The 21,494-nt window shown below is 60.4% G+C and carries 23 protein-coding genes; 11 read left to right on the plus strand and 12 right to left on the minus strand.

Annotated elements, in window-relative coordinates:
* Nucleotides 1–72: 72 nt before the first annotated feature.
* Nucleotides 73–975 carry a DMT family transporter gene (locus G359_RS14340; RefSeq protein WP_045836679.1) on the plus strand — a complete coding sequence of 301 codons (903 nt, stop codon included), beginning with the start codon at nucleotides 73–75 and terminating at the stop codon, nucleotides 973–975.
* Here the strand turns inward: G359_RS14340 and tgt are convergent.
* The 9 genes from tgt to G359_RS14385 form a co-directional block, all read right to left on the minus strand.
* Nucleotides 944–2,134 carry a tRNA guanosine(34) transglycosylase Tgt gene (gene tgt / locus G359_RS14345; RefSeq protein WP_045836680.1) on the minus strand — a complete coding sequence of 397 codons (1,191 nt, stop codon included), beginning with the start codon at nucleotides 2,132–2,134 and terminating at the stop codon, nucleotides 944–946. The two genes, G359_RS14340 and tgt, sit on opposite strands and share 32 nt — an antisense overlap.
* A 69-nt stretch (nucleotides 2,135–2,203) precedes the next feature.
* The gene (locus tag G359_RS14350) at nucleotides 2,204–3,379 is read right to left on the minus strand and encodes an alpha/beta fold hydrolase (RefSeq protein WP_082072944.1); all 1,176 of its coding nucleotides are present in this window, start codon (nucleotides 3,377–3,379) and stop codon (nucleotides 2,204–2,206) included.
* A gap of 86 nt (nucleotides 3,380–3,465) precedes the next feature.
* Nucleotides 3,466–4,566, minus strand: a complete 1,101-nt coding sequence (gene queA, locus G359_RS14355; RefSeq protein WP_045836681.1) for a tRNA preQ1(34) S-adenosylmethionine ribosyltransferase-isomerase QueA — start codon at nucleotides 4,564–4,566, stop codon at nucleotides 3,466–3,468.
* A 22-nt stretch (nucleotides 4,567–4,588) separates the two neighbouring features.
* The gene (locus tag G359_RS14360; RefSeq protein ID WP_045836682.1) at nucleotides 4,589–4,996 is read right to left on the minus strand and encodes a DUF423 domain-containing protein; all 408 of its coding nucleotides are present in this window, start codon (nucleotides 4,994–4,996) and stop codon (nucleotides 4,589–4,591) included.
* Nucleotides 4,996–5,472 (minus strand): peptidylprolyl isomerase, encoded by a 477-nt coding sequence (locus tag G359_RS14365; protein ID WP_045836683.1) that lies wholly within the window; start codon nucleotides 5,470–5,472, stop codon nucleotides 4,996–4,998. The genes G359_RS14360 and G359_RS14365 overlap by 1 nt, the downstream gene beginning before the upstream one ends.
* A gap of 65 nt (nucleotides 5,473–5,537) precedes the next feature.
* A complete protein-coding gene (locus G359_RS14370; protein ID WP_082072945.1) occupies nucleotides 5,538–6,077 on the minus strand; it encodes a peptidylprolyl isomerase in 540 nt (179 codons plus the stop codon).
* A 143-nt stretch (nucleotides 6,078–6,220) separates the two neighbouring features.
* Entirely contained in the window at nucleotides 6,221–6,622 is a 402-nt protein-coding gene (locus G359_RS14375; protein WP_045836684.1) for an MGMT family protein, read from the minus strand.
* Between the two features lie 10 nt (nucleotides 6,623–6,632).
* Complete coding sequence (gene coaD, locus G359_RS14380) at nucleotides 6,633–7,136, minus strand: pantetheine-phosphate adenylyltransferase (RefSeq protein ID WP_045836685.1); 504 nt, start codon at nucleotides 7,134–7,136, stop codon at nucleotides 6,633–6,635.
* 108 nt (nucleotides 7,137–7,244) lie between these two features.
* Nucleotides 7,245–7,616 carry a c-type cytochrome gene (locus G359_RS14385; protein ID WP_045836686.1) on the minus strand — a complete coding sequence of 124 codons (372 nt, stop codon included), beginning with the start codon at nucleotides 7,614–7,616 and terminating at the stop codon, nucleotides 7,245–7,247.
* 431 nt (nucleotides 7,617–8,047) lie between these two features.
* On the opposite strand from G359_RS14385, the gene gyrA reads away from it, so the two are divergent.
* Both gyrA and G359_RS14395 read left to right on the plus strand, forming a co-directional pair.
* Nucleotides 8,048–10,783 carry a DNA gyrase subunit A gene (gene gyrA, locus G359_RS14390; protein WP_045836687.1) on the plus strand — a complete coding sequence of 912 codons (2,736 nt, stop codon included), beginning with the start codon at nucleotides 8,048–8,050 and terminating at the stop codon, nucleotides 10,781–10,783.
* A gap of 72 nt (nucleotides 10,784–10,855) precedes the next feature.
* On the plus strand, nucleotides 10,856–11,872 hold the full coding sequence (locus G359_RS14395; protein WP_045836688.1) for a cation diffusion facilitator family transporter: 1,017 nt from the start codon (nucleotides 10,856–10,858) through the stop codon (nucleotides 11,870–11,872).
* Nucleotides 11,873–12,308: 436 nt separating this feature from the next.
* Here the strand turns inward: G359_RS14395 and G359_RS14400 are convergent, their stop codons facing one another.
* A complete protein-coding gene (locus G359_RS14400) occupies nucleotides 12,309–12,830 on the minus strand; it encodes a single-stranded DNA-binding protein (RefSeq protein WP_045836689.1) in 522 nt (173 codons plus the stop codon).
* Between the two features lie 448 nt (nucleotides 12,831–13,278).
* Here G359_RS14400 and G359_RS14405 point away from each other — a divergent pair, with 448 nt between their 5' ends.
* The 3 genes from G359_RS14405 (at nucleotide 13,279) to G359_RS14415 (ending at nucleotide 15,758) form a co-directional block, all read left to right on the plus strand.
* Entirely contained in the window at nucleotides 13,279–13,647 is a 369-nt protein-coding gene (locus G359_RS14405) for a YkgJ family cysteine cluster protein (RefSeq protein ID WP_045836690.1), read from the plus strand.
* 183 nt (nucleotides 13,648–13,830) lie between these two features.
* Nucleotides 13,831–14,679 carry a glycosyltransferase family 17 protein gene (locus G359_RS19755; RefSeq protein WP_052699395.1) on the plus strand — a complete coding sequence of 283 codons (849 nt, stop codon included), beginning with the start codon at nucleotides 13,831–13,833 and terminating at the stop codon, nucleotides 14,677–14,679.
* A 686-nt stretch (nucleotides 14,680–15,365) separates the two neighbouring features.
* Nucleotides 15,366–15,758, plus strand: coding sequence for a GFA family protein (locus G359_RS14415; protein ID WP_045836691.1), 393 nt, complete (start codon nucleotides 15,366–15,368; stop codon nucleotides 15,756–15,758).
* A gap of 33 nt (nucleotides 15,759–15,791) precedes the next feature.
* Here G359_RS14415 and G359_RS14420 read toward each other — a convergent pair whose 3' ends face one another.
* Nucleotides 15,792–15,992, minus strand: coding sequence for a hypothetical protein (locus tag G359_RS14420; RefSeq protein ID WP_045836692.1), 201 nt, complete (start codon nucleotides 15,990–15,992; stop codon nucleotides 15,792–15,794).
* Between the two features lie 297 nt (nucleotides 15,993–16,289).
* Here G359_RS14420 and G359_RS14425 point away from each other — a divergent pair, with 297 nt between their 5' ends.
* Nucleotides 16,290–16,700, plus strand: a complete 411-nt coding sequence (locus tag G359_RS14425) for a hypothetical protein (RefSeq protein ID WP_156150786.1) — start codon at nucleotides 16,290–16,292, stop codon at nucleotides 16,698–16,700.
* On the opposite strand, the gene G359_RS14430 is transcribed toward G359_RS14425, so the two are convergent.
* On the minus strand, nucleotides 16,693–17,310 hold the full coding sequence (locus G359_RS14430; RefSeq protein WP_045836694.1) for a hypothetical protein: 618 nt from the start codon (nucleotides 17,308–17,310) through the stop codon (nucleotides 16,693–16,695). The two genes, G359_RS14425 and G359_RS14430, sit on opposite strands and share 8 nt — an antisense overlap.
* A gap of 288 nt (nucleotides 17,311–17,598) precedes the next feature.
* Between G359_RS14430 and uvrA the strand changes: the two genes are divergently transcribed.
* Genes uvrA through G359_RS20120 form a run of 4 tightly spaced genes read left to right on the plus strand, consistent with a single transcriptional unit; the run spans nucleotide 17,599 to nucleotide 21,372 of the window.
* Nucleotides 17,599–20,565: an excinuclease ABC subunit UvrA gene (gene uvrA, locus G359_RS14435; protein ID WP_045836695.1), complete on the plus strand. Its 2,967-nt coding sequence runs from the start codon at nucleotides 17,599–17,601 to the stop codon at nucleotides 20,563–20,565.
* Between the two features lie 2 nt (nucleotides 20,566–20,567).
* Nucleotides 20,568–21,053, plus strand: a complete 486-nt coding sequence (locus G359_RS14440; protein WP_045836696.1) for a cupin domain-containing protein — start codon at nucleotides 20,568–20,570, stop codon at nucleotides 21,051–21,053.
* Nucleotides 21,037–21,186, plus strand: coding sequence for a hypothetical protein (locus tag G359_RS20570; RefSeq protein ID WP_156150788.1), 150 nt, complete (start codon nucleotides 21,037–21,039; stop codon nucleotides 21,184–21,186). Before G359_RS14440 ends, G359_RS20570 begins: the two co-directional genes overlap by 17 nt.
* 24 nt (nucleotides 21,187–21,210) lie before the next feature.
* Nucleotides 21,211–21,372: an ester cyclase gene (locus tag G359_RS20120; protein ID WP_245280042.1), complete on the plus strand. Its 162-nt coding sequence runs from the start codon at nucleotides 21,211–21,213 to the stop codon at nucleotides 21,370–21,372.
* Nucleotides 21,373–21,494 lie beyond the last annotated feature (122 nt).

Here is a 21,494-nt window from a genome sequence, read left to right on the forward strand (position 1 = left end):
AATCCCGCGTCCTGCGCCGCTCTCTTCCGAGCCGGCCGCCTGCTTGCGCACCGCTTCTGAAGTCCCACGAACATGCCCGATCGGCTCAAGGCCATTTTCCTGATGTGCATAGCGGTAACGCTATTCGCCACTCTGGACACAACCGCCAAATACCTCGTCATGAGGACGGGCATTTCGGTGTCGGAGATCGTATGGGTTCGCTTCCTCGGCCAGATCCTTTTGATGGCAGCCGTGGTTGGCCCCGCCGCGATGCCGAAGCTTCTGAAAACCAATAATCTCACTCTTCAGCTCACGCGCTCTTCGCTGATGCTGGCGACCACCATCTTCAACTTCATCGCCGTGAAATATCTCCGGCTCGATCAGACGGTTTCGATCACCTTCCTGACGCCCCTCGTCGTGGCGGCCCTTGCCGTACCACTCCTTGGCGAGCACATCGGCTGGCACCGGGCTGCAGCCATTTTCGTGGGGTTTCTCGGGGTCTTGATCGTCGTCCGGCCGGGCATGACAGCCGTGCACCCGGCATTCATCGCCGCGTTTCTTTCCATGCTCGCCTATTCTTTGCTGATCATCGTCACGCGCCGGCTGACGACCTTTGACTCCTCGCTCGTGACGCTGCTCTACGGCACAGTCGTCGGCGGCATTGCGTCTGCCCCCTTCGCGATCAGCGAGTGGGTATGGCCCGGAAGCATTTGGACGTGGGTGTTGCTGCTGGCGCTCGGCGCGCTCGGCGGCGGCGGCCACTATCTGATCATCCAGGCGTACCGCTTCGCGCCGGTGTCAGCCGTGACGCCGTTCCTCTACTTCGAGCTGATCAGCATGATCACGCTGAGCTACGTCGTCTTCGGCGATCAGCCGGATCACTGGAGCCTCGCGGGCGCGCTTATCATCGTCGTCTCAGGCCTCTACCTGATCCATCGCGAACGCATCGCGCATAAGGAAAGCCTTATGGCGCTTGAGCCTGTGGAGCAGAACTGATGCGCGCCTTCGTCTCCGCCGCCCAATCGTCAAAGCGGCCGTCCTCGATGGCCGCTCGCATCGCCGCCATGAGTTCTTGATAGAAGACGGTGTTGACCCACGACAGGATCATCGCGCCGAGATATTCGCCTGACTTGATCAGGTGATGAATGTAGGCGCGGGAATAATCACGCGCCGCCGGACACGAGCTTTCCGGATCGAGCGGAGTGGGATCCTCGGCATGCTTGGCGTTGCGCATGTTGAGCGGACCGTTCCACGTAAAGGCATAGCCGTGACGGCCGTTCCGGGTGGGCATCACGCAGTCGAACATATCGACGCCTCGCGCGACGCTCTCAATGAGATCGAGCGGCGTGCCGACGCCCATCAGATAGCGTGGCTTCTCGACTGGGAGATGTGGCAGCGTCTCGCCGAGCGTCGCGATCATCGCCTCATGCCCTTCGCCGACCGCAAGTCCGCCAACCGCGTAGCCGGGGAAATCCATCGCAACGAGCGCTTCTGCCGAACGCCGTCGAAGCTCCACGTCCGTGCCGCCCTGAACGATCGCGAACAGCGCTTGCCCCGGACCCGCACCGCCCGATGAAAGTTGCATCTCAAAGGCGCGCTTCGAGCGCTCGGCCCAGCGCAGCGACAATTCCATCGCCCGCTCGACTTCCTTGCGTTCTGCTGGAAGCTCGATGCATTCATCGAACTGCATTTGAATATCGGAACCGAGCAGACATTGAATTTCGATCGAACGCTCGGGCGACAGCATGTGCCGCGAGCCATCGATATGCGACTGGAACGCGACGCCCTCTTCCGTGATCTTGCGGATCTTGCCGAGGCTCATCACCTGGAAGCCGCCGGAGTCCGTCAGAATCGGTTTCTCCCAGCGCATGAACTTGTGCAAGCCGCCGAGCTTCGCGACGCGCTCCGCTCCAGGACGCAGCATCAAATGATAGGTGTTGCCGAGAAGAATGTCCGCGCCCGCATCGCGCACCTGCTCCGGATAAAGCGCCTTGACGGTCGCAACCGTTCCGACCGGCATGAAGGCGGGCGTGCGAATGATCCCTCGTGGCGTCACGATCTCGCCGCGGCGCGCTTTGCCGTCTTGGCTGAGCAGGCGATAGCCGAATGCCGGCGAGGAAGTCTCAGTCACGTGTTCCGGTGTCGTAACGTTCATCGATCTCATTCAATACGGCGGCTGCCGCCGGCGGGTGATATCCGCACCGGCGGCAGCAGTGATTGGTTTCTACTTCTCGATCTTCTCGACGACGCCCTTACCCGGCTCGACAATGAGCTTGCTGAAGTTCGGCGCCGCATCGCTGTGCACCAGATCCATCGTCGGAGCGCCCGTCGTGATGAAGGCGTTGATATCCTTCGCCACCGTCTCCGCCGCCGACCATTGGATGTTGTGGCCGATGTCGGTCTCCTGCGCGCCGGATGCCGGAAGCGGCAGCTTCCCATATTCCTTCCAGTAGAACGTTAAGCCCGACTTGGCGGCGGCGGCCTTGAGCGCGGCCTTGATCTCGTCCTGATCCTTCGCCAGATAGATGCTGTCCTGCGTGGCCCACATCACCAGCGTCGGTACGGACATGCTCTGTAGTCGCGCGCTGTTGTCCTGCGCGAGAAGCCCTTTCGTCGCGCCGATCCACGTCCCGAGCTTTGTTCTCGCCGTCTCGGGCGTGTAGGGCTCCAGAAACGAAGCCTCCGCAGCGGGATCAATCGTCCAGTTGGCCGCGATCCACTCCTCAGCCTTCGGATCGGCATCGAGCGGCGTTAACTCATAAACGTCGGCCGGAAACGCCTTGCCCTTGGCCTCCAAAGCCTTCTTCCAAGCGCCTTCGATCGTCTGGTTCAACACGAAGTCGCCCAGAGCCGCATTGCCGACGCTCTTCGCCCCGGTCGCATTCAAGATCGCGTGGCCGACCATTTCGGGATGCGTAAGCGCGATCTCTTGCACCACGAACGACCCCATCGAATGCCCGGCGAAATCAGCCTTGTGAATGTTCTTCTCGTCCATGAAGGCAATCACATCGCCCGCGAGATCCGAGATGCGATAGCAGGCCTCCGGTGCCGGAGCGCACGTCTTGGCATCCGGCATGCTGCTCTGGCCATGACCGCGCAAATCGACCGCGATGATGCGCAGCTTGGGATCGAGCTTGTGGAGCGCATCCATCGATAGCATCCACGACCGTGCACTGTCGGTCAGGCCATGAATGAGAATGACGGGCTTGCCATCGGCTGGCCCGACTTCGACGTAGGCCATGTCGATGCCCGTGGGCAGCTTCTGCACGCAGCGCGCAATGTTGACCGACGTACAAGCCTCATCGGCACTTGCGACATCGATCGTCAAAGGAACGAGCGGCGCCGCCGCGAGCCAAGCTATTGCTGCACAGGCCCGTGTAATTCCGTTTTTGATTGTCATGGAATAACCCAGCTGATCGAATGATGCGACGCACACGGCGGCTCTGACCGGATCGCGCGGTCCCTCACACAGCCGGTTCAGCTATATCAGCCGGACGTCCGGAATAGAAGCGAAGCATCTCCGTACGAATAGAAACGATAGCCGGAGCGGATCGCATGTCCGTACGCCGCACGCATCGTGCCGAGGCCCGCGAAGGCCGAGACAAGCATGAAGAGCGTCGAACGCGGCAGATGGAAGTTCGTCATCAGGATATCGATCGCCTTGAAGCGATAGCCGGGCGTGATGAAAATCGCCGTCTCACCCGACCAAGGCGCGATTGCTCCATCGTCCTTCGCCGCGCTCTCGAGAAGACGGAGCGACGTCGTCCCAACCGCAACGATCCGGCCGCCGCGCGCGCGGACCGCGTTGAGCGCCGCCGCCGTTTCTGCCGAAACCTCACCCCACTCCGAGTGCATCACGTGCTGATCCGTATCATCCGCCTTGACGGGAAGAAACGTGCCGGCCCCGACGTGCAGCGTCACGAAATGCCGCGAAATTCCGCGCGCTTCGAGCGCCGCGAGCAGTTCGGGCGTGAAGTGCAAGCCCGCCGTCGGCGCCGCAACTGCACCCTCCCGGCTCGCATAAATGGTCTGATAGTTTTCGCGATCGCGAACGTCGGTATCGCGCTTCAACGCGATGTACGGCGGCAGCGGCATCAGCCCGACCGCCTTGATCGCATCGTCGAGCGCAGCACCAGCTAAGTCGAACGCCAGCGTCACCTCGCCCGCCTCGCCTTTCGCGGAAACAGTCGCATCGAGCGAACCGAGCAGGCAGGTGTCGTCCGCGTGACCGAAATGCACGCGGTCGCCCGGTTCGAGACGCTTCGCCGGACGCGCAAACGCCCGCCACGAATTTTCGCTGACCCGCTTCGTCAGATTGAAATCGACCTTCGCCCGCGTCTCGCCGCGAATGCGCACGCCCGAAAGCGCGGCCGGAATAACCTTCGTATCGTTGAAGACAAGGGCATCGCCCGGAGCGAGCAAACCCGGCAGATCGCGCACCGTCTTGTCCGCGAGATCGGCGTCGTCCAGCGCGCAGCTTCCCTTCACGGGATGCACGACGAGCATCCGCGCGGTGTCGCGCGGCTCCGCCGGATGAAGCGCGATGGCGCTATCGGGCAATTCAAAATCGAAGAGATCGGTACGCATCAAAAGACTTTAGATGTGCAGCTCAGCGCTTGGCGAGCGCCTCCGCAATGGCGAGGCACGCGACGAGCAGCCAGCTGACGATCATCAGGCTTCCGCCGACGGGCGCCAGCATCTGAAACGAGGCGTCGCTCGAGAACGTGTGATACGCGATCTCGCCGGTGAAGAGAGACGCGGCAAAAAGCATGAGAAGCGCTGTCGTGCTCCACAGTCTTCTCCAGGCCGCACGCAGCGCCACGGAGACAATTCCAACCGCCGCCGCCGCATGAAGGGTCAGCAGCGTCGCCGACGAGGCGAGCGCGGGACTGTCGACCTTATGCGCAGCCGCTGCTGCAAGGCCGACGCCCGCGGCACCAGCAAGACCGGCCCACACCAGAATGAGAAAAGGCGCGCCGCTTGGCGCGCCTTGTCCGTGGTTGCCCATGTCGCGCATCAGGCCGCATCCGCCGCGACGCGAACCTTGACCATCTTGTCCGGGTTCTGCGGCGGCTCGCCCTTGTTGATCTTGTCGACGTTTTCCATGCCTTCGATCACCTTGCCCCAGACCGTATATTGCTTGTCCAGGAACGTCGCGTCATCGAAGCAGATGAAAAATTGGCTGTTCGCCGAATTGGGATTCGCCGAGCGCGCCATCGAGCAGACGCCACGCACATGCGGTTCGGCGTTGAACTCGGCCGGCAAGTTCGGCAACTTCGAGCTACCCGTGCCACGTCCCTGCGGACAGCCGGTCTGCGCCATAAAGCCAGGAATCACGCGGTGAAAGACGATGCCGTCGTAGAAGCCTTCGCGGGCCAGCGTCTTGATGCGCTCCACGTGCTGTGGCGCCAGATCCGGGCGCAGCTCGATCACGACGTTGCCCTTGCTCGTCTCGATGATGAGCGTGTTTTCGGGGTCTTTATATTCGGCCATGAGACCATCCTTTCTTGAAATCTTAAGCTCACCCCGGATCCACGGGATATGGGAAGGATCGGAAGCTATTGCACGTAGACTTTCAGCATCGTGTCGGGGTTGTTAACGGTTCCCGAACCCGGCGCACCACGTTTGATGAGATCGACGAACTCCATGCCCTCCACGACCTGACCAAAGATCGTGTAGCTGCCCTTGAGGCTCGCGCAGCCGATGCTGTTGAAGCAGATGAAGAACTGGCTGTTAGCTGAATTCGGATCGGACGTGCGCGCCATCGCAACCGTGCCGCGCTTGAATTCTTCATTCGAGAATTCGGCCGGAAGATCGGGAAGCTTAGAGCCGCCAGCACCCGTACCTGTCGGATCGCCGGTCTGCGCCATGAAGTCGTCCATGACGCGATGCCACTTGATGCCGTTGTAGAAGCCCTGGTTCGCGAGCGTCTTGATCTGTTCGACGGTCTTGGGAGCGAGATCCGGCCGGAGCTGAATGACGACCTTGCCATTCTTGAGTTCGATGACGAGCTTATCGCCGGCGGCCTGCGCCGAAAGAGTTCCGAACGCGCTCATTGCAAGCAACGACGCGAAAATAACCGAAAGCAATCTGACCATGGCGCTCCTCGTGGATTTATGATTTCGCCGGCGTTTAAGTCTGTCGATTACAGCCGCCGGGGCGTAGCGGCGGGCAGTGTTGCCGCCCTTATGGCGATTTGACGGCTGCCCCGCAAGAGACCGCTTGGCTGGGCCTCAGGGACCTACGGCCGAAGCTTCATGCCGCGCGATCGCCCCGCCGGCTTGCCTTCCGGTGGCGGAGGATCAACGCGCGCCGCGCTCTTTAATGATGCGTCATCGAGCGAGGCCAGAAGATGCCGCCCCAAATCCTGCACGATGCCAGCCGGCGAGACCATCACGCCCTCGCGCACGAGCCGCGCGAACTGCTGATCGCGATGCGGCCCGCGGCCGATGCCGCCGCCCTTCGCAACCACCCGATGCCAGGGAACAAGCTCGCGCTCGTCCTCCGTCAGCTGGGTCAGCATCGTGACGGCGAGCGGCGCTGGAATTCCGATCTCGCTCGCAAGTCGCTCCGCCGTCGTCACGCGTCCAAGCGGAATCTTGCGCAGAAGCGTCAGCAGCTCGGCTTTCGGTCGTGGTGCCATGAAACGCGCATTAGCGCGTTTTTGGCGCTTTTGCCTTGAGACGCTTCAGCACGGCTTTTGACACGAACGGCGATGGATCGCCGCCCATCAACGCGACCGCGCGCACCAGGTTCGCCGCTATATGACGAACCGAAGGCGAGGCCGCCACGTAGACCGTCTGAATGTCCGGCGCCATTTCGCCGTTCATTCCCGCCATCTGCATCTCGTAGTCGAAATCGGTGCCATCGCGGAGGCCGCGGACGATGATCGACGCAGCGTTCGTCCGCGCCGCATCGATCGCGAGGCCTGAGAACGTCACGACCGAAATCTCCGTTTTCGTCGCGTCTGCGATGGGCCGAACTTCTTCCTCGAGCATCGCGACGCGTTCCGCTTCGTCGAACATTGGCGCTTTTCCCGGATTGATGCCGATGCCGATGACGAGCCTATCCAGAAGCCCCGTCGCACGTCGGATGACATCCGTGTGCCCGAGCGTCACTGGATCGAAAGAACCGGAATAGAAGCCGATGCGCATCATGGAAGCCTTCGCAAATCAGAGTTTACCTGAATAGCGTTCGCGGTGATGCTTGCCCAGAGGTATCCCGCAGGCTTCAGCGGATAGGATGAATATTGCTAGGCGCCCCGATCAATTCGGGTTGGATTTCAAGAAATCGATGATCTGCTTGCGCGTACCGGCGTCAGCAATCCCGGTGAACGGTTTCATATTGTTATTCGGAATAAATCCGTCCGGACTGGTAATGAATTTATCGAGCGAGCCTTCATCCCAGGTCACACCCGATTTTTTGAGCGACTCCGAAAATCCAAAGCCCTCCAGCGATCCAGCTTTCCGGCCGACGATGCCATGCAAACTCGGCCCGAGACGATTGTCGCCCTGCTTCCACGAATGGCAGGTCCGGCAATTATTGTTGAATGCTTCCTGACCAGCCTCGTCAGCCGCAAATGCGGCCTGAGCGAAAGCAAAAGGCAATGCCAGCAACGCAATAGGAAGACGACGCATATAACCTCCCTGCCCACGGCACATGCCGCAGGACAAACATTTTTGAAACTGTTCTCAGATTTCGAACGCAATAACCCCGGTAGCGTTCCGCTGCGATTTCTCAATCCAACCATGCCCTGATCGGCTGACGTGCGGCATCGGCTCAGGGCACCGCACGGCCCACATCGAAAGCGAATCTGTCACCTGTTTTGCGAAGCGCCGGGTGGATGGCGCGAGGGCCTTGGCCGCCAGCCGTCCACATGTTCGGATTTCGGCGGGGCGCAACCTCATAACTATTTGTTTTTGCAAATGTTTTTCCGGGGGATCGAGGGCGTGGCACGACGCCGCGCGAGTGGCTTTCGCAATTCAATTCTGCTATAGTGCAATCACTGTTTTTGCACCGGCTTCCGGCGCATCTCGCCCGCCCAATTTTATCCTAGAAAGATCTCACTTTGACCGACAGAAGCGACGACGACCAACCGGCTGGCCGCGAGCCGAGCGACATCCGTCCGATCTTGATATCGGACGAGATGAAACGCTCGTATCTCGACTACGCGATGAGCGTCATCATCAGCCGTGCGCTGCCCGACGTGCGCGACGGCCTAAAGCCTGTGCACCGCCGCATCCTCTTCGCAATGAACGAGCTTGGGCTCGACTGGAACAAGAAATACGTCAAGTCGGCGCGTATCGTCGGCGAGGTGATGGGCAAATACCATCCGCACGGCAACCTTGCGATCTATGACGCGCTCGTCCGCCTCGCGCAGGACTTCTCGGTCCGCGTTCCCCTCGTCGATGGACAGGGCAACTTCGGCTCCATCGACGGCGATCCGCCCGCAGCCGAACGCTATACCGAATCCCGTCTCGCCAAAGTCGCGACTTACCTCCTGGACGACCTCGATAACGATACGGTCGATTTCAAGGACAACTACGACGGCCAGCTGAAAGAGCCCTCGGTACTCCCCGCGAAATTTCCAAACCTGCTCGTCAATGGCGCGGGCGGCATCGCCGTCGGCATGGCGACGAACATCCCGCCGCATAACTTGGGCGAAGTCATCGATGCCTGCATCGCCGAACTCGAAAATCCCGAGATCACGATCGACGAGCTTGCCCAGATCATTCAGGGGCCGGACTTCCCGACCGCCGGCATCATCCTCGGCCGCGGTGGCATTCTCTCGGCCTATCACAAGGGCCGCGGCTCGATCATCATGCGGGCCCGCGTTACGACCGAGAATATTCGCAAGGATCGCGAAGCTCTCATCGTCACCGAAATTCCCTATCAGGTTAACAAACGAACGCTGATCGAGAAGATCGCCGACCTGGTGCGCGACAAGAAGATCGAGGGCATCTCCGACCTTTGGGATGAATCGAACCGCGAAGGCATCCGCATCGTCATCGAACTGAAGCGCGATGCCGTCGCCGACGTCGTCTTGAACAACCTCTATAAGTACTCGGACCTTCAGACGACGTTCGGCGCCAACATGCTGGCGATCAACGGCGGCCGTCCCGAAAGCCTGAACCTCAAGGATTTCATCACCGCATTCACCCACTTCCGTCAGGAAGTCGTGACGCGGCGCGTGAAGCACCTGCTAAACAAGGCACGCGATCGCGCCCACGTCCTCGTCGGCTTGGCGATCGCCGTCGCCAACATCGACGAAGTCATCCGGCTCATCCGTTACTCGGCGTCTCCCGCCGAGGCGAAAGAGCAGTTGATGGCTCGCGATTGGCCCGCGAAGGACATGACTTCGCTGATCCTGCTCATCGCCGATCCGCGTCATACCGTTTCGTCCGAAGGCTCGTACCGCCTGTCGGAAGAGCAGGCGAAGGCCATCCTCGAATTGCGCCTTGCACGCCTCACCGCTCTCGGCCGCGACGAGATCGCCGATGAATTGAACAAGATCGCGACCGAGATCAGGGACTACCTGGAAATCCTCGCATCGCGCGCCCGCGTCGTCGAAATCGTCAAGGGCGAGCTCACATCGATCAGGGACGAATTCGCGACACCGCGCAAAACCGAGATCATGGACTTCGACGGCGACGTCGAGGACGAAGATCTGATCCAGCGCGAAGACTGCGTCGTCACCGTCAGCCATAAGGGCTACATCAAGCGCGTGCCGCTTGCTGCCTATCGCGCCCAGAAGCGCGGCGGCAAGGGACGTTCCGGCATGTCGACGCGTGAGGAGGATTTCGTCACGCAGCTCTTCGTAACGTCCACGCACACGCCCGTACTGTTCTTCTCATCGCGCGGCATGTGCTACCGCATGAAGGTCTGGCGCTTGCCACCGGCTTCTCCGCAGTCACCGGGCAAGGCACTGGTCAACCTGCTGCCGCTTGCGGAAGGCGAAGTCATCACCTCGATCCTGCCGCTGCCGGAAGATTCCTCCACCTGGGCCGATCTCGAGCTGATCTTCGCAACCCTCTCGGGCAACGTGCGCCGTAACGCGCTCACCGATTTCGAGAGCATCAATCGGAACGGCAAGATCGCAATGAAGCTCGACGAGGGCGACCGCATCGTACAGGTCGCAATCGCCAAGCCCGACCAGGATGTCTTGCTGACGAGCGCGGAAGGCCAGTGCATCCGCTTCCTCATCGGCGACGAGATCCGTCTCTTCAAGGGACGCGACTCGACCGGCGTCCGCGGCGTCAGGCTCGCAGACGGCGACGAAGTGATCTCAATGGCGATCCTCAACCACTTCGACGCGACGGCGGAAGAGCGGGCCGCGTATCTGAAGCAAGCGAGCGCGCTGCGCCGTTCCGACGAGGCCGAAGACGCCGAGACCGTGCCGGATGCCGACGCGGAGGAAGTGAACGCCGACGCCGTAACCCTCAGCCCCGAGCGCTTCACCGAGATGCAATCGGCCGAGCAGTTCGTGTTGACGGTCTCGAGCAGAGGCTTCGGCAAACGCTCGTCATCCTTCGAGTTCCGCACATCGGGACGCGGCGGCAAAGGCATCGTCGCGATGGTTGTCAACGATCGCAATGGGCGCCTACTCGCGTCGTTCCCGATCGGCGGAAACGATCAGATCATGCTCGTCACCGACGGCGGTCAGCTGATCCGTTGCCCGGTGCACGACATCCGCATCGCCGGACGCAACACGCAGGGCGTTCGCATCTTCAAAACCGACGCCGACGAAAAAGTCGTGTCCGTCGAGCGCATCCCTGAGGACGAGGAAGAAGTCGTCACCGAATAAGTGCCGATCATTCCCATCGCCCGATCGTAAAATGATCGGCTAACATCAACATACCTTCGCGGCGCTTCGTGCATGAAAGCCGCGGAGGCGGGGGACAGGAAAAGAGTGGAAACGGGCGGTTCTAAAAGCGTTATTTTCGTCGCCTTCGCGTGCAACCTCGGAATCGCGGTCGCAAAATTCCTCGCTGCGTTTTGGACCCAGTCCTCAGCGATGCTCTCTGAAGCGATCCACTCTCTCGTCGATACCTCGAACCAGCTGCTGCTCCTTCTCGGCATCAGCCGCGGGAACCTGCCGCCCGATGCCCAGCATCCGTTCGGACACGGCAAGGAAATCTACTTCTGGAGCTTCATCGTCGCGATGGTGCTCTTCTCTCTTGGTGCAGGCGTCGCGATCTACGAAGGCATCGAAAAAGTCCTTCATCCGCAGCCGCTGCAGCACGTATTCGTGCTGTACGTGGTGCTGCTCGTCGCCATGACGCTCGAAGGCTATTCAACCGTGAAGGCGGTCGGTGAATTCAACAGAAGACGCCAATCGTCCGGGCAGGGATTCATCACAGCGCTCCGCGCCTCGAAGGACCCGACGCTCTTCGCAATCGTGCTCGAAGACTTGGCGGCGATGGTCGGCTTGACGATTGCGCTTCTCGGGACCATGGCGGCCCATCTCGGCGGCTATGATTGGGCTGACGGCGTCGCCTCGATCCTGATCGGCTGCGTCCTGGCGTTTGTCGCGATCTTCATGTCGAGCGAAATTCGCTCGCTGATCGTCGGCGAAGCGGCGTCGCACCCCGTTCAAACCGGAATACGCAAAATCATCGAAGCAGAAACGGGCGCCGACAAACCGATCCGCAAAATAAACGAGATTCGCACGATGCACCTCGGCCCCCAGGACATCCTGGTGACGGCGAGCGTCGATTTCGATGATTGGGTGAGCGCCCGGACTGTCGAGGATGTGACGGCTCGACTGCAGAAGGCGATCAAATCACGCTACCCGGACGTGCATAATCTCTTCATTGAAGTGCAGTCCGAGCAGACGTTTGCGGCCAGCAAGAACGCGTCTCAGATCCAAGTCGTTGGCAGCGCCGCCCACTGATACGCAGAACGCTTGCGATTCCGCCAACGACCGTCCCTCTAGCCGAAACATTCGCCCGTCGCGGCCCGCGCCGCGGGGAATTAAATGGCCAGCCGATTAGAGACCCACACGCGCGCCAATTCAAAACACACCCGCGTGACGTAACGGCTCTTCAACGAGAGTTCGCCAGCCAATCGCCGGCGCCAACTGAAAACTGATGTCGCAGCAAGGCCGCGCATGGCGGCCAGCTCCGCGTAGCGGAGTCGCCGAGCCCAATTAGAATTCTGGCGTTGCCTCAAGGCCGCGCATGGCGGCCAGCTCCGCGTAGCGGAGTCGCCATGCGCAAACCAACAAAGCGTCGCCACGAGCAATCAGACTTCCGCACTTGGCGGCCGGCTCCCCGAACCATTTCCCGCTCGTGGCGGCCGGCTCGCGGAACGCGTGTCGCCACGAGCAATCAAAAAGGAATCTCGTCGTCGATGGCCTTGTCGAAGCCGCCCTTCGGACCACCGGTCTTGGCGACGCGACGCGGCTCGCTTGAACTCGAAGAACTTCCGAAGCCGCCATCCGAAGAACCGTAATCGGCGCCGCTCTCTTGCATCCCGACCGACGCCCCGCGTCCGCCGCCCGCGCCATCAAGCATGGTCAGCGTGCCGTTGAAGCCCTGAATGACAACTTCAGTCGAATACTTCTCGGCGCCGCTCTGATCGGTCCACTTGCGCGTCTGCAGCGCGCCTTCGATGTAGACCTTCGCGCCCTTCTTCACGTACTGCTCGATGACCTTGCAAAGCGGCTCGCTGAAGACGACGACGCGGTGCCACTCGGTCTTTTCCTTGCGCTCGCCCGTCGCCTTGTCGCGCCACGTATCGCTCGTCGCGACGCTCAAGTTGGCGATCGGACGCCCGTCCTGCGTGCGGCGGATCTCAGGGTCCTTGCCGACATTGCCAACCAGAATGACCTTATTGACCGACCCTGCCATTCGCTCGTCTCCTTACATGAATTGCGATGGCCACCTGATCGCAAGATGCGATGGCCGCCAGACCGCGATGCCGGCGGAGGTTTCACACGCTAGCACCAATTGAGTTGCATCAACAAACCGCTCGATCGAACGGAATCGCTGCGGCCAACCTAAAGCCTCGTCCGCCAGCCTTCTCCAACCATTTGACCTTTGTCCACGACCTTGGCGCAGCAGGCCGAGCTTGCGCCTCGGCGGATAGCCGTTCTCTAATTGTTCTATACATGCAATCGCCCGCCCTCCGCAAGTCCGTTCGAGCGCAGCCTGACGGTGGGACCGCAAAACACCACTGCTCCTCCGTCTCCAAATTGTTGTTGCGTCACCACGAATGTCGTCTTGACTGACGAGCAGCATCGTCTAGGCCGTTGTAGATAATAGCGCGAGCGCGCGCACTCGGAGCACCACGCCGCAAATGGCTCACTTCAATTGCCTCAACTGTCCGGGATATTGCTGTTCGTACCCGGTTATCGCGCTCAACAAGCGCGACGTCGAACGCCTCGCCAAGCATTTCACACTGAAATACGAAACGGCGAAGCGGCGCTTCACGCGCGAAGGCCACGGCCACAAATATCTGATGCGCCGCAAGGGCGATAAGATCTACGGCCGCATCTGCCAGTTCTTCGACACCAAGAAGCGCTGCTGCACGATCTATAAGGCGCGCCCGACAGCCTGCCGCGATTACCCCGGCCCCGGCCGCTGCGGCTACTATGATTTTCTGATGCACGAGCGCCGCTGCCAGAACGACCCGACGTTCGCCGCGATCACCAATCACAAAGATTGATGCACCTCGAACCGATCGTCACCGGTCGGTTTGTCGGCTGAGGGCGCCCGCTTGGAAGCCGCCCTCCCGTGACTTCTGCCCAGCCGAATAGGATGTGTACGCCGAAAAATATTGATCCGTACACGAAAGCGATGCTACCCCCGTTATATTCGCAATGAGTAATATTCCGGGGGGAATGCAGGAATGATCTACGACTGTTTCACCTTCTATAATGAACTCGATATTCTCGAAATCAGACTCCACGAGCTTTACGAAGTTGTTGATCGTTTCGTCCTCGTCGAAGCCAACTGGACCTTTCAAGGCAATCCGAAGCCTCTCTATTTCGCAGAAAACAAATCTGCCTTCAGCCGCTACGCCGATAAGATCATCTACGTCCGCGTAGACTTCCCCGACTGCAATCTGCAATCCCGTCTCACCACTGGCCCGCGCGATGCAATCTGGGCCCGGGAACATTTTCAACGGGAACAGATTTCGCAAGGCCTGAAGGACGCATCGCCCGAAGACCTGATTATTGTTGGAGACGTCGATGAGATCATATCGGCGGCGAAGCTACGCGAAGCCATCGCAAAGAGACGCCCCCGCGAACTGACAATTTTCGAGATGCCGATCTACACCGGTTCCGTCAACCGGCGCCTCACCGGCAGCATTTGGGAAAAAGGCCCAAGAATGATTGAATTCTCGGATTTTCCAGGCGCCCAACACCTTCGATTGACAAAGGTGGTCGCGGCCAAGCACTTGGGTAATACTTTTATCGGCCGTTTCTACACGAGATATCAGAACTACATACTACGCGGGATGGCTATTCGGCTTTGCGTCATTTCGGATAGTGGTTGGCACATGACGTCCATCGGTGATTGGACGAGGTATCGCGACAAAATTCTCGCATATTCCCACATGGATCGCGCCGACCGAGAAGACTTCAAGTATCGAGAGGCCTTCGAGCGGCGGTTGTCCGAAACGACAACGCCTGTAGACCTCGCCCAGCTTCCTAAATTTGTTCAGGAAAATTCGGAGCGCTTTGCGGTCTCGTGATCGCTGTCCCACCGCGCAGTCCCACCGCGCATTGCTGCCGGCTCGCGGGAACCTCCGCGCGTGGCGGCCAGCGCGGGGGAAAACGTCCTGCGCTTGCGGCCGGCTCCGCGACAGCGGAGTCGCAAGCGCCAACAAACATGCGCAAAAAAAACGAACCCCGCCGGATCCTCGGATCGCGCGCGGGGTTCTGACCTTCGATGGATAGCCCAGATTAAAACCGGACTTTGATTGAGGCTGTGGGACCGGCTAGGTCGCCACCCTCATAAAAAATTCAAATTGTTGGTGGGGACAGCTGATTGAGCGCGGCCAGTTCTCGAGAGCGCTCATTTAAGCTGCTGACCTCGCGAACAAGTCCCGAGGTCCCGATGATAACCCGGCGGAGTCATCTCATCTCCTTAACTCGGTTGCTCCGTCACGCCTACCGCCTCCCATGCCAGCTCACTTACACGCTCATGAACGGACGTGGCTCGCTTTCCAATCCGCAGCTCATCGGCCCATCGACCGAGACGCATTTACCGGAACCGTCAACGAGAGCGGTATCGTCACAATAGAAATGTGTGCCTCAAAACAGCTGTCGTCAACCCGTTACAAAGACGAAATCGATCACATTATCGCCCATCTCCATTTCGTCTGCTAAGAGCCGAGCTACGCAAGCGATCGAAAATCAGCAACGAAAGACGATAGTTATGACGGTACAAAAGACGGGCGGCTGCCTTTGCCAGAGCGTACGTTACGAAATTAACGGACCTCTCAATCCCATTCTGGCATGTCACTGCTCGCAATGCGCCAGAACGAGCGGCAACTTCGCGACCATGACGAGTACCGCCGCCGCCAACGTCACCATGTTGTCAGACGAAACGTTGCGCTGGTTTCAATCATCGGAAAACGTGAACCGCGGCTTCTGCTCGCGCTGCGGCAGCAATCTTTTTTGGAAGCAGACCGGCAGCCCCGACATCTACATTACCGCCGGCACGATCGATAAACCGACGGGCCTTAGAATTATCGGGCACATCTACGTCGCCTCTAAATCCGACTACTACGACATCACCGACGGCTTGCCGCAAAAAGACGAATGGTGATGTGAACAATCGGACAAGCCCAAGGACGACTCGCTAATCTCCTTCAACCGTCATCCCGGCGAAGGCCGGGATCCAGCCAACGTGCAGCGCATTCGCAATTGCTGTCCGCTCACAGCGAACGGGCTCGCTCTTCTCGACCGAGCCGCGGAAGATCGAAACCGTTTCCTTCACGCATTGCCGGCCCGACTGAACCACGCGCACGATGTCGTCACCCGCCTTGCCCTGGCAAAGCACGGCGGCGTCCTGCGCGACCTCAAACGGCGGTGCACAGAACTCGGCGGCCGTCTTGACCCAAGACGAAACTTAGGAGCAAACCTGAAAGCCATGCCTCTATTCCTAATCACGGGCCACAGCGGAACAGGTAAATCGACGCTCGCCGCCGAGTTGTCCCGGCGCGGATTCCGCGCGATCGACGCCGACATCGATTATACCCTTATGCAGTGGAGATGCCTGAAAACAAAGAAGGCCATCCCAATGCCGGAGCGCCCCTTCGATTTCAGCGAGCACGCGACTTTTTGGAATGAGGAGATAATGGAACGATGGCTTCGCTCATCGAAGCCGAGATTCATCTGCGGGATTAGCGGCAACGTAGAAACGTACCTGCCGCGCTTCGAGAAGATTTTTGTGCTTGAAGCATCCGAAGCCACGACGCGAGGACGCATCCTTTCCAGGGCCGACAACGCTTTCGGGAAAAACGCGCTGGAATGGAAAGCGATTGTCGCTACGCGGAAGAAATGGAACCCCTGGTATGCCCATAGGCACACGGTATTGAACGCCGAAAGTCCCGTTGACGATCTTGCCGAAAAGATCATCGAAACGCTTCCGGCATTGGCGCGTTTCGATGCTTATTTCAGGCGGTCGAAAGCCGCGTCGCTAGAATTCGCTTTCCTAGTTGCGCATGCTGCAACTACAGTTGCGGAACCTGCGTTTTGCCTCACCTGATCGGACACGCCTTGTCGCAAGGCACGGGCTCGCTCTTTTCAACCGAGCCGCGGAAGATCGAAACCGTCTCCTTCACGCACTGCCCGCCCGACTGAACCACACGCACGATGTTGTCGCCCGCCTTGCCCTGGCAAAGTACGGCTGCGTCCTGCGCGACGTCGAATGGCTTGTCGCCCAGCGCCTGCACCTCATCGGCGAGCGCGCTCGAAATCAGAAGGCTCGCGAAACCGCCTGCTTTGGAAGCCGGCTTCGGCAGCTGGGAAAACGCGATCCACTCGTAGTTGACTTGCCCGTCGGGACTGCGAACGCGGATCGAAATGTCGCCGGTCTTCGAGCAAGAGCCGACATCGACGCGCGCATTGCCTTGCGTCGAGAGCGACCGGTATTCGATCTTGCAGTCGAAATTCTTCTCGAGCAGCTCCGCCTGCGCCAAACGATGATCGACCTGGTTGAACGGCACGTCGTTCTTCCAGGAGAAATAGAGATTGCGCGCCGTCGGAACGGCGGCCGCAACGGAAACCGCAAGCACCAGCAGCTTGACGACCGAAACGGTCCGATTCACCGGATGCGCGGGGTGCGCAAAATTCAGCAGAGATGGAGCTTCGCTCATTGTGTTCCCTCCCGGTAGCGACGCTTGACTGGTTTCGGCGAGCCATATGATGGCGTCAAGGCTGAATGCTGACGGCTTGCTGACAGACCCGTGAACAGAAGCGCGCGGAGGGCGTTTGAAATGAAACCGGGCCGGGCCGCCCCACGAGGCTGGCAAGGTTGCAGATCGCGCCCTCCGGCACCTCAGAAAGCGAGCTAAAGCCTTGAAATCCCGACGCTCGCGCATCATCTGTGAGCGCTTGCTCCGGTCGCATTGCCGCCCCAGTCCCCCTCGGGTAGACCTTACCTCATGAAATCACCTGCGAAAAAGCCCGCCCCCCGCGCCGGGTCCGAATTGATGAAGACCATCCACGTGCGTGGCGCGCGTGAACACAACTTGAAAAACGTCGATCTCGAAATCCCGCGCGACGCGCTTGTCGTGTTCACGGGCCTTTCGGGCTCGGGCAAATCCTCCCTCGCCTTCGACACAATCTACGCCGAGGGACAACGCCGTTATGTCGAAAGCCTCTCGGCTTACGCCCGCCAATTCCTCGAGATGATGCAGAAGCCGGACGTCGATCACATCGACGGCCTGTCGCCCGCGATCTCCATCGAGCAGAAGACGACCTCAAAAAATCCCCGCTCGACCGTCGGCACGGTGACGGAGATCTACGACTACCTCCGCCTGCTGTTCGCCCGCGTCGGCGTTCCCTATTCCCCCGCGACCGGTCTCCCCATCGAGAGCCAGACCGTCGCGCAGATGGTCGATCGCGTGCTCGAGCTGCCAGAAGGCACGCGCCTTCTCATCCTCGCGCCAGTCGTGCGCGGCCGCAAAGGCGAATACAAAAAGGAAATCGCCGAGTGGCAGAAGAAGGGCTACCAGCGCCTCAAGATCAACGGCACCGTCTACGACATCGGCGACGCCCCGAAGCTCGACAAGAAGTACAAGCACGATATCGACGTCGTCGTCGACCGCATCGTCGTGAAGAAAGACTTAGGCGTTCGCCTCGCGGACTCCTTCGAGCAGTCGCTGAAATTATCGGACGGCCTCGCGATTGCGGAATACGTCGACAAGCCTTTGTCGAAAGCAGAGACCGAGGGCGCGAACAAATCGAAGAACGATACGCACGAGCGCATTCTCTTTTCTTCCCGCTTCGCCTGCCCCGTTTCCGGCTTCACGATCGACGAAATCGAGCCACGGCTCTTCTCGTTCAACGCGCCCGCGGGCGCCTGCCCCGTATGCGACGGCCTCGGCTCCGAGCTTCGCTTCGAGCCGGACCTCGTCGTGCCCGATGGATCGCTCTCCCTCGAAAAGGGCGCGATCTATCCATGGGCGAAAACCGGCGTCTCGTCTCCCTATTACGAGCAGACGCTCGAAAGCCTTGCCAAGCACTACAAGATTTCGATGAAGACGCCGTGGGAGCGCCTGCCGAAGCACGTGCAGCTCGCGATCCTCTTCGGCTCCGGCGACGAAGACATCGTCTTCACCTACTGGGACGGCAGCCGCAACTACTCAACCGAGAAGCCGTTCGAAGGCGTCATTGGCAACATCGCCCGCCGCTTCAAGGAAACGGATAGCGACTGGGTCCGCGAAGAGCTCTCGCGCTATCAGGCGGCGCACCCGTGCGAAGGCTGCGGCGGCTATCGACTGAAACCGCAGGCACTCGCCGTGAAAGTCGGCGGCAAGCATATCGGCGAGGTCTGCGATCTCTCGATCAAGAACGCCAACGACTGGTTCGCGGAAATCCCCAAGACCTTCACGAAGCAGCAGTCCGAAATCGCGACGCGCATCCTGAAGGAAATCCGCGACCGCCTGAAATTCCTGAACGACGTCGGCCTGACCTACCTCACGATGTCGCGCGCGTCCGGCACGCTGTCGGGCGGCGAAAGCCAGCGCATTCGTCTCGCCTCGCAAATCGGCTCCGGCCTGACAGGCGTCCTCTACGTCCTCGACGAGCCGTCGATCGGCCTGCATCAACGCGACAACGACCGCCTGCTCGACACGCTGAAGCACCTGCGCGACATCGGCAACACCGTCATCGTCGTCGAGCACGACGAGGACGCGATCATGCACGCCGATTACGTCGTCGACGTCGGCCCCGGCGCCGGCATCCACGGCGGCCGCGTCGTCGCTCAAGGCACCCCGCAAGACATCATGGACAACCCGGCGAGCCTCACCGGCGAATACCTCTCGGGCGTCCGCTACGTGCCGATCCCGAAAACGCGCCGCGCCCCCGACAAATCGAAATCGCTCACCGTCGTCGGCGCGCGCGAGAACAACCTGAAGAACGTCTCGGCCTCGATCCCCGTCGGCCTCTTCACCTGCATCACCGGCGTCTCGGGCGGCGGAAAATCGACGCTCCTGATCGACACGCTCTTCAAGGCCGTCGCGAGGAAGCTCAACAACGCCAAGGAGCACCCCGGCGAGCACGACAAGATCACCGGCATCGAGCACTTCGACAAGATCATCGACATCGACCAGTCGCCGATCGGACGCACGCCGCGCTCGAACCCCGCGACCTACACCGGCGCCTTCACGCCGATCCGCGAATGGTTCGCAGGCCTCCCCGAAGCGAAAACGCGCGGCTACGAGCCGGGCCGCTTCTCGTTCAACGTGAAAGGCGGACGCTGCGAAGTCTGCCAGGGCGACGGCGTCATCAAGATCGAGATGCACTTCCTGCCCGACGTCTACGTCACGTGCGAGGAATGCAAGGGCAAGCGCTACAATCGCGAGACGCTCGCCGTCACCTTCAAGGAGAAGTCCATCGCCGACGTGCTCGACATGACCGTCGAGGAAGGCGCCGAGTTCTTCAAGGCCGTGCCGTCGATACGCGACAAGCTCGAAACGCTCGCGCGCGTGGGCCTCGGTTACATCCACATCGGCCAACAGGCGACGACGCTATCGGGCGGCGAAGCGCAGCGCATCAAGCTGTCGAAGGAACTCTCGCGCAGAGCAACGGGACGCACGCTGTACATTCTCGACGAGCCGACGACGGGCCTTCACTTCCACGACGTCGCCAAGCTTCTCGAGGTGCTGCACGAACTGGCGGACGCGGGCAACACCGTCGTCGTGATCGAGCACAACCTCGAAGTCATCAAGACCGCCGACTGGGTCATCGACCTCGGCCCCGAAGGCGGCGACGGCGGCGGCACCATCGTCGCGGCCGGAACGCCCGAAGACGTCGCCAAGGTCAAGGAAAGCTATACGGGACAGTACCTGAAGCCGGTGCTGGCGCGGAAGCCGAAGCCCGCAAACAAGAAGCAGGCGGCGGAGTAGATATGGCCGACAGCAAGGCAAAGCCGCCTCTCGCAATCGCAGCCGATGCCGCTCCTCTCCGCACCAAGCCGTCGAACTATCCCGAGCCCTTCTTCAGCCGCATGGGAAAGCGCGAGAAGCGGCCGCTCGGCGACATCTTCGGCCTCAAGAACTTCGGCGTGAACCTGACGACGCTTCTCCCGGGCGGCGAGTCCGCGCTTCTGCATCGCCACAGCAAGCAGGACGAGTTCGTCTATATTCTCGAAGGCAGACCGACGCTCGTCACCGACCAGGGTGAGATCGAACTCGCGCCGGGCATATGCGCGGGCTTCCCCGCGGCAGGCATCGCCCATCATCTCGTCAACCGGACCGAGAGCGACGTCGTCTATCTCGAGATCGGTGACCGCACACCTGGCGACGAGGGCAGCTATCCCAACGACGACCTCAAGGCCTCGCTCGGCCCCGACGGCAAGTGGATCTTCACGCGGAAGGATGGGCGGCCCTATTGAAGGCGGCACCATCGTCGCCGCAGGCACGCCCGAAGACGTCGCCAAGACCAAGGAAAGCTACACGGGACAGTATCTCAAGCCGGTACTGGCGAGGAAGCCGAAGCCCACCACAAGGAAAGCAGCCGCGGACTAAATTTCCCTCCCCCTTGCGGGGAGGGTGGCGCGCAGCGCCGGGGGGGGGTCTCGCCTAGGCCTCAAGCCCAACGGCAAGAAGATCTCATTCTCCGAGCACGTATTCTACAAACTGCGCGACGGCCGGATCAGCGAAGTCCGCTCCCTCATCGACCGCGACGCGGTGGCTAGGCAGTTAGCGGAGTAGCTTCACGGAGCGGAGTCAGAATCCGCAAGAAAAGTAAGAAGCAGGCGGCAGAGTAGAAAAGTCGACACTTATCCACAGTTCCCGTAAATTTTTTTGGGCGAAAGCTCGAAACGGAATTCATC

Source organism: Hyphomicrobium sp. 99 (genome assembly GCF_000384335.2).
Classification (GTDB): domain Bacteria; phylum Pseudomonadota; class Alphaproteobacteria; order Rhizobiales; family Hyphomicrobiaceae; genus Hyphomicrobium_B.

Coding starts and splice junctions, on each gene's coding strand:
- G359_RS14365 (WP_045836683.1), bottom strand. CDS start 5,472: ATGGCCGAATATAAAGACCCCGAAAACACGCTCATCATCGAGACGAGC.
- G359_RS14430 (WP_045836694.1), bottom strand. CDS start 17,310: ATGAGCGAAGCTCCATCTCTGCTGAATTTTGCGCACCCCGCGCATCCG.
- G359_RS14425 (WP_156150786.1), top strand. CDS start 16,290: ATGGAACGATGGCTTCGCTCATCGAAGCCGAGATTCATCTGCGGGATT.
- G359_RS14395 (WP_045836688.1), top strand. CDS start 10,856: ATGAAAGCCGCGGAGGCGGGGGACAGGAAAAGAGTGGAAACGGGCGGT.
- G359_RS19755 (WP_052699395.1), top strand. CDS start 13,831: ATGATCTACGACTGTTTCACCTTCTATAATGAACTCGATATTCTCGAA.
- G359_RS20570 (WP_156150788.1), top strand. CDS start 21,037: ATGGGCGGCCCTATTGAAGGCGGCACCATCGTCGCCGCAGGCACGCCC.
- G359_RS14415 (WP_045836691.1), top strand. CDS start 15,366: ATGACGGTACAAAAGACGGGCGGCTGCCTTTGCCAGAGCGTACGTTAC.
- queA (WP_045836681.1), bottom strand. CDS start 4,566: ATGCGTACCGATCTCTTCGATTTTGAATTGCCCGATAGCGCCATCGCG.
- coaD (WP_045836685.1), bottom strand. CDS start 7,136: ATGATGCGCATCGGCTTCTATTCCGGTTCTTTCGATCCAGTGACGCTC.
- G359_RS14370 (WP_082072945.1), bottom strand. CDS start 6,077: ATGGTCAGATTGCTTTCGGTTATTTTCGCGTCGTTGCTTGCAATGAGC.
- G359_RS14340 (WP_045836679.1), top strand. CDS start 73: ATGCCCGATCGGCTCAAGGCCATTTTCCTGATGTGCATAGCGGTAACG.
- G359_RS14350 (WP_082072944.1), bottom strand. CDS start 3,379: ATGACAATCAAAAACGGAATTACACGGGCCTGTGCAGCAATAGCTTGG.
- G359_RS14405 (WP_045836690.1), top strand. CDS start 13,279: ATGGCTCACTTCAATTGCCTCAACTGTCCGGGATATTGCTGTTCGTAC.
- tgt (WP_045836680.1), bottom strand. CDS start 2,134: ATGAACGTTACGACACCGGAACACGTGACTGAGACTTCCTCGCCGGCA.
- G359_RS14400 (WP_045836689.1), bottom strand. CDS start 12,830: ATGGCAGGGTCGGTCAATAAGGTCATTCTGGTTGGCAATGTCGGCAAG.
- uvrA (WP_045836695.1), top strand. CDS start 17,599: ATGAAATCACCTGCGAAAAAGCCCGCCCCCCGCGCCGGGTCCGAATTG.
- G359_RS14375 (WP_045836684.1), bottom strand. CDS start 6,622: ATGGCACCACGACCGAAAGCCGAGCTGCTGACGCTTCTGCGCAAGATT.
- G359_RS14385 (WP_045836686.1), bottom strand. CDS start 7,616: ATGCGTCGTCTTCCTATTGCGTTGCTGGCATTGCCTTTTGCTTTCGCT.
- G359_RS14360 (WP_045836682.1), bottom strand. CDS start 4,996: ATGCGCGACATGGGCAACCACGGACAAGGCGCGCCAAGCGGCGCGCCT.
- G359_RS14440 (WP_045836696.1), top strand. CDS start 20,568: ATGGCCGACAGCAAGGCAAAGCCGCCTCTCGCAATCGCAGCCGATGCC.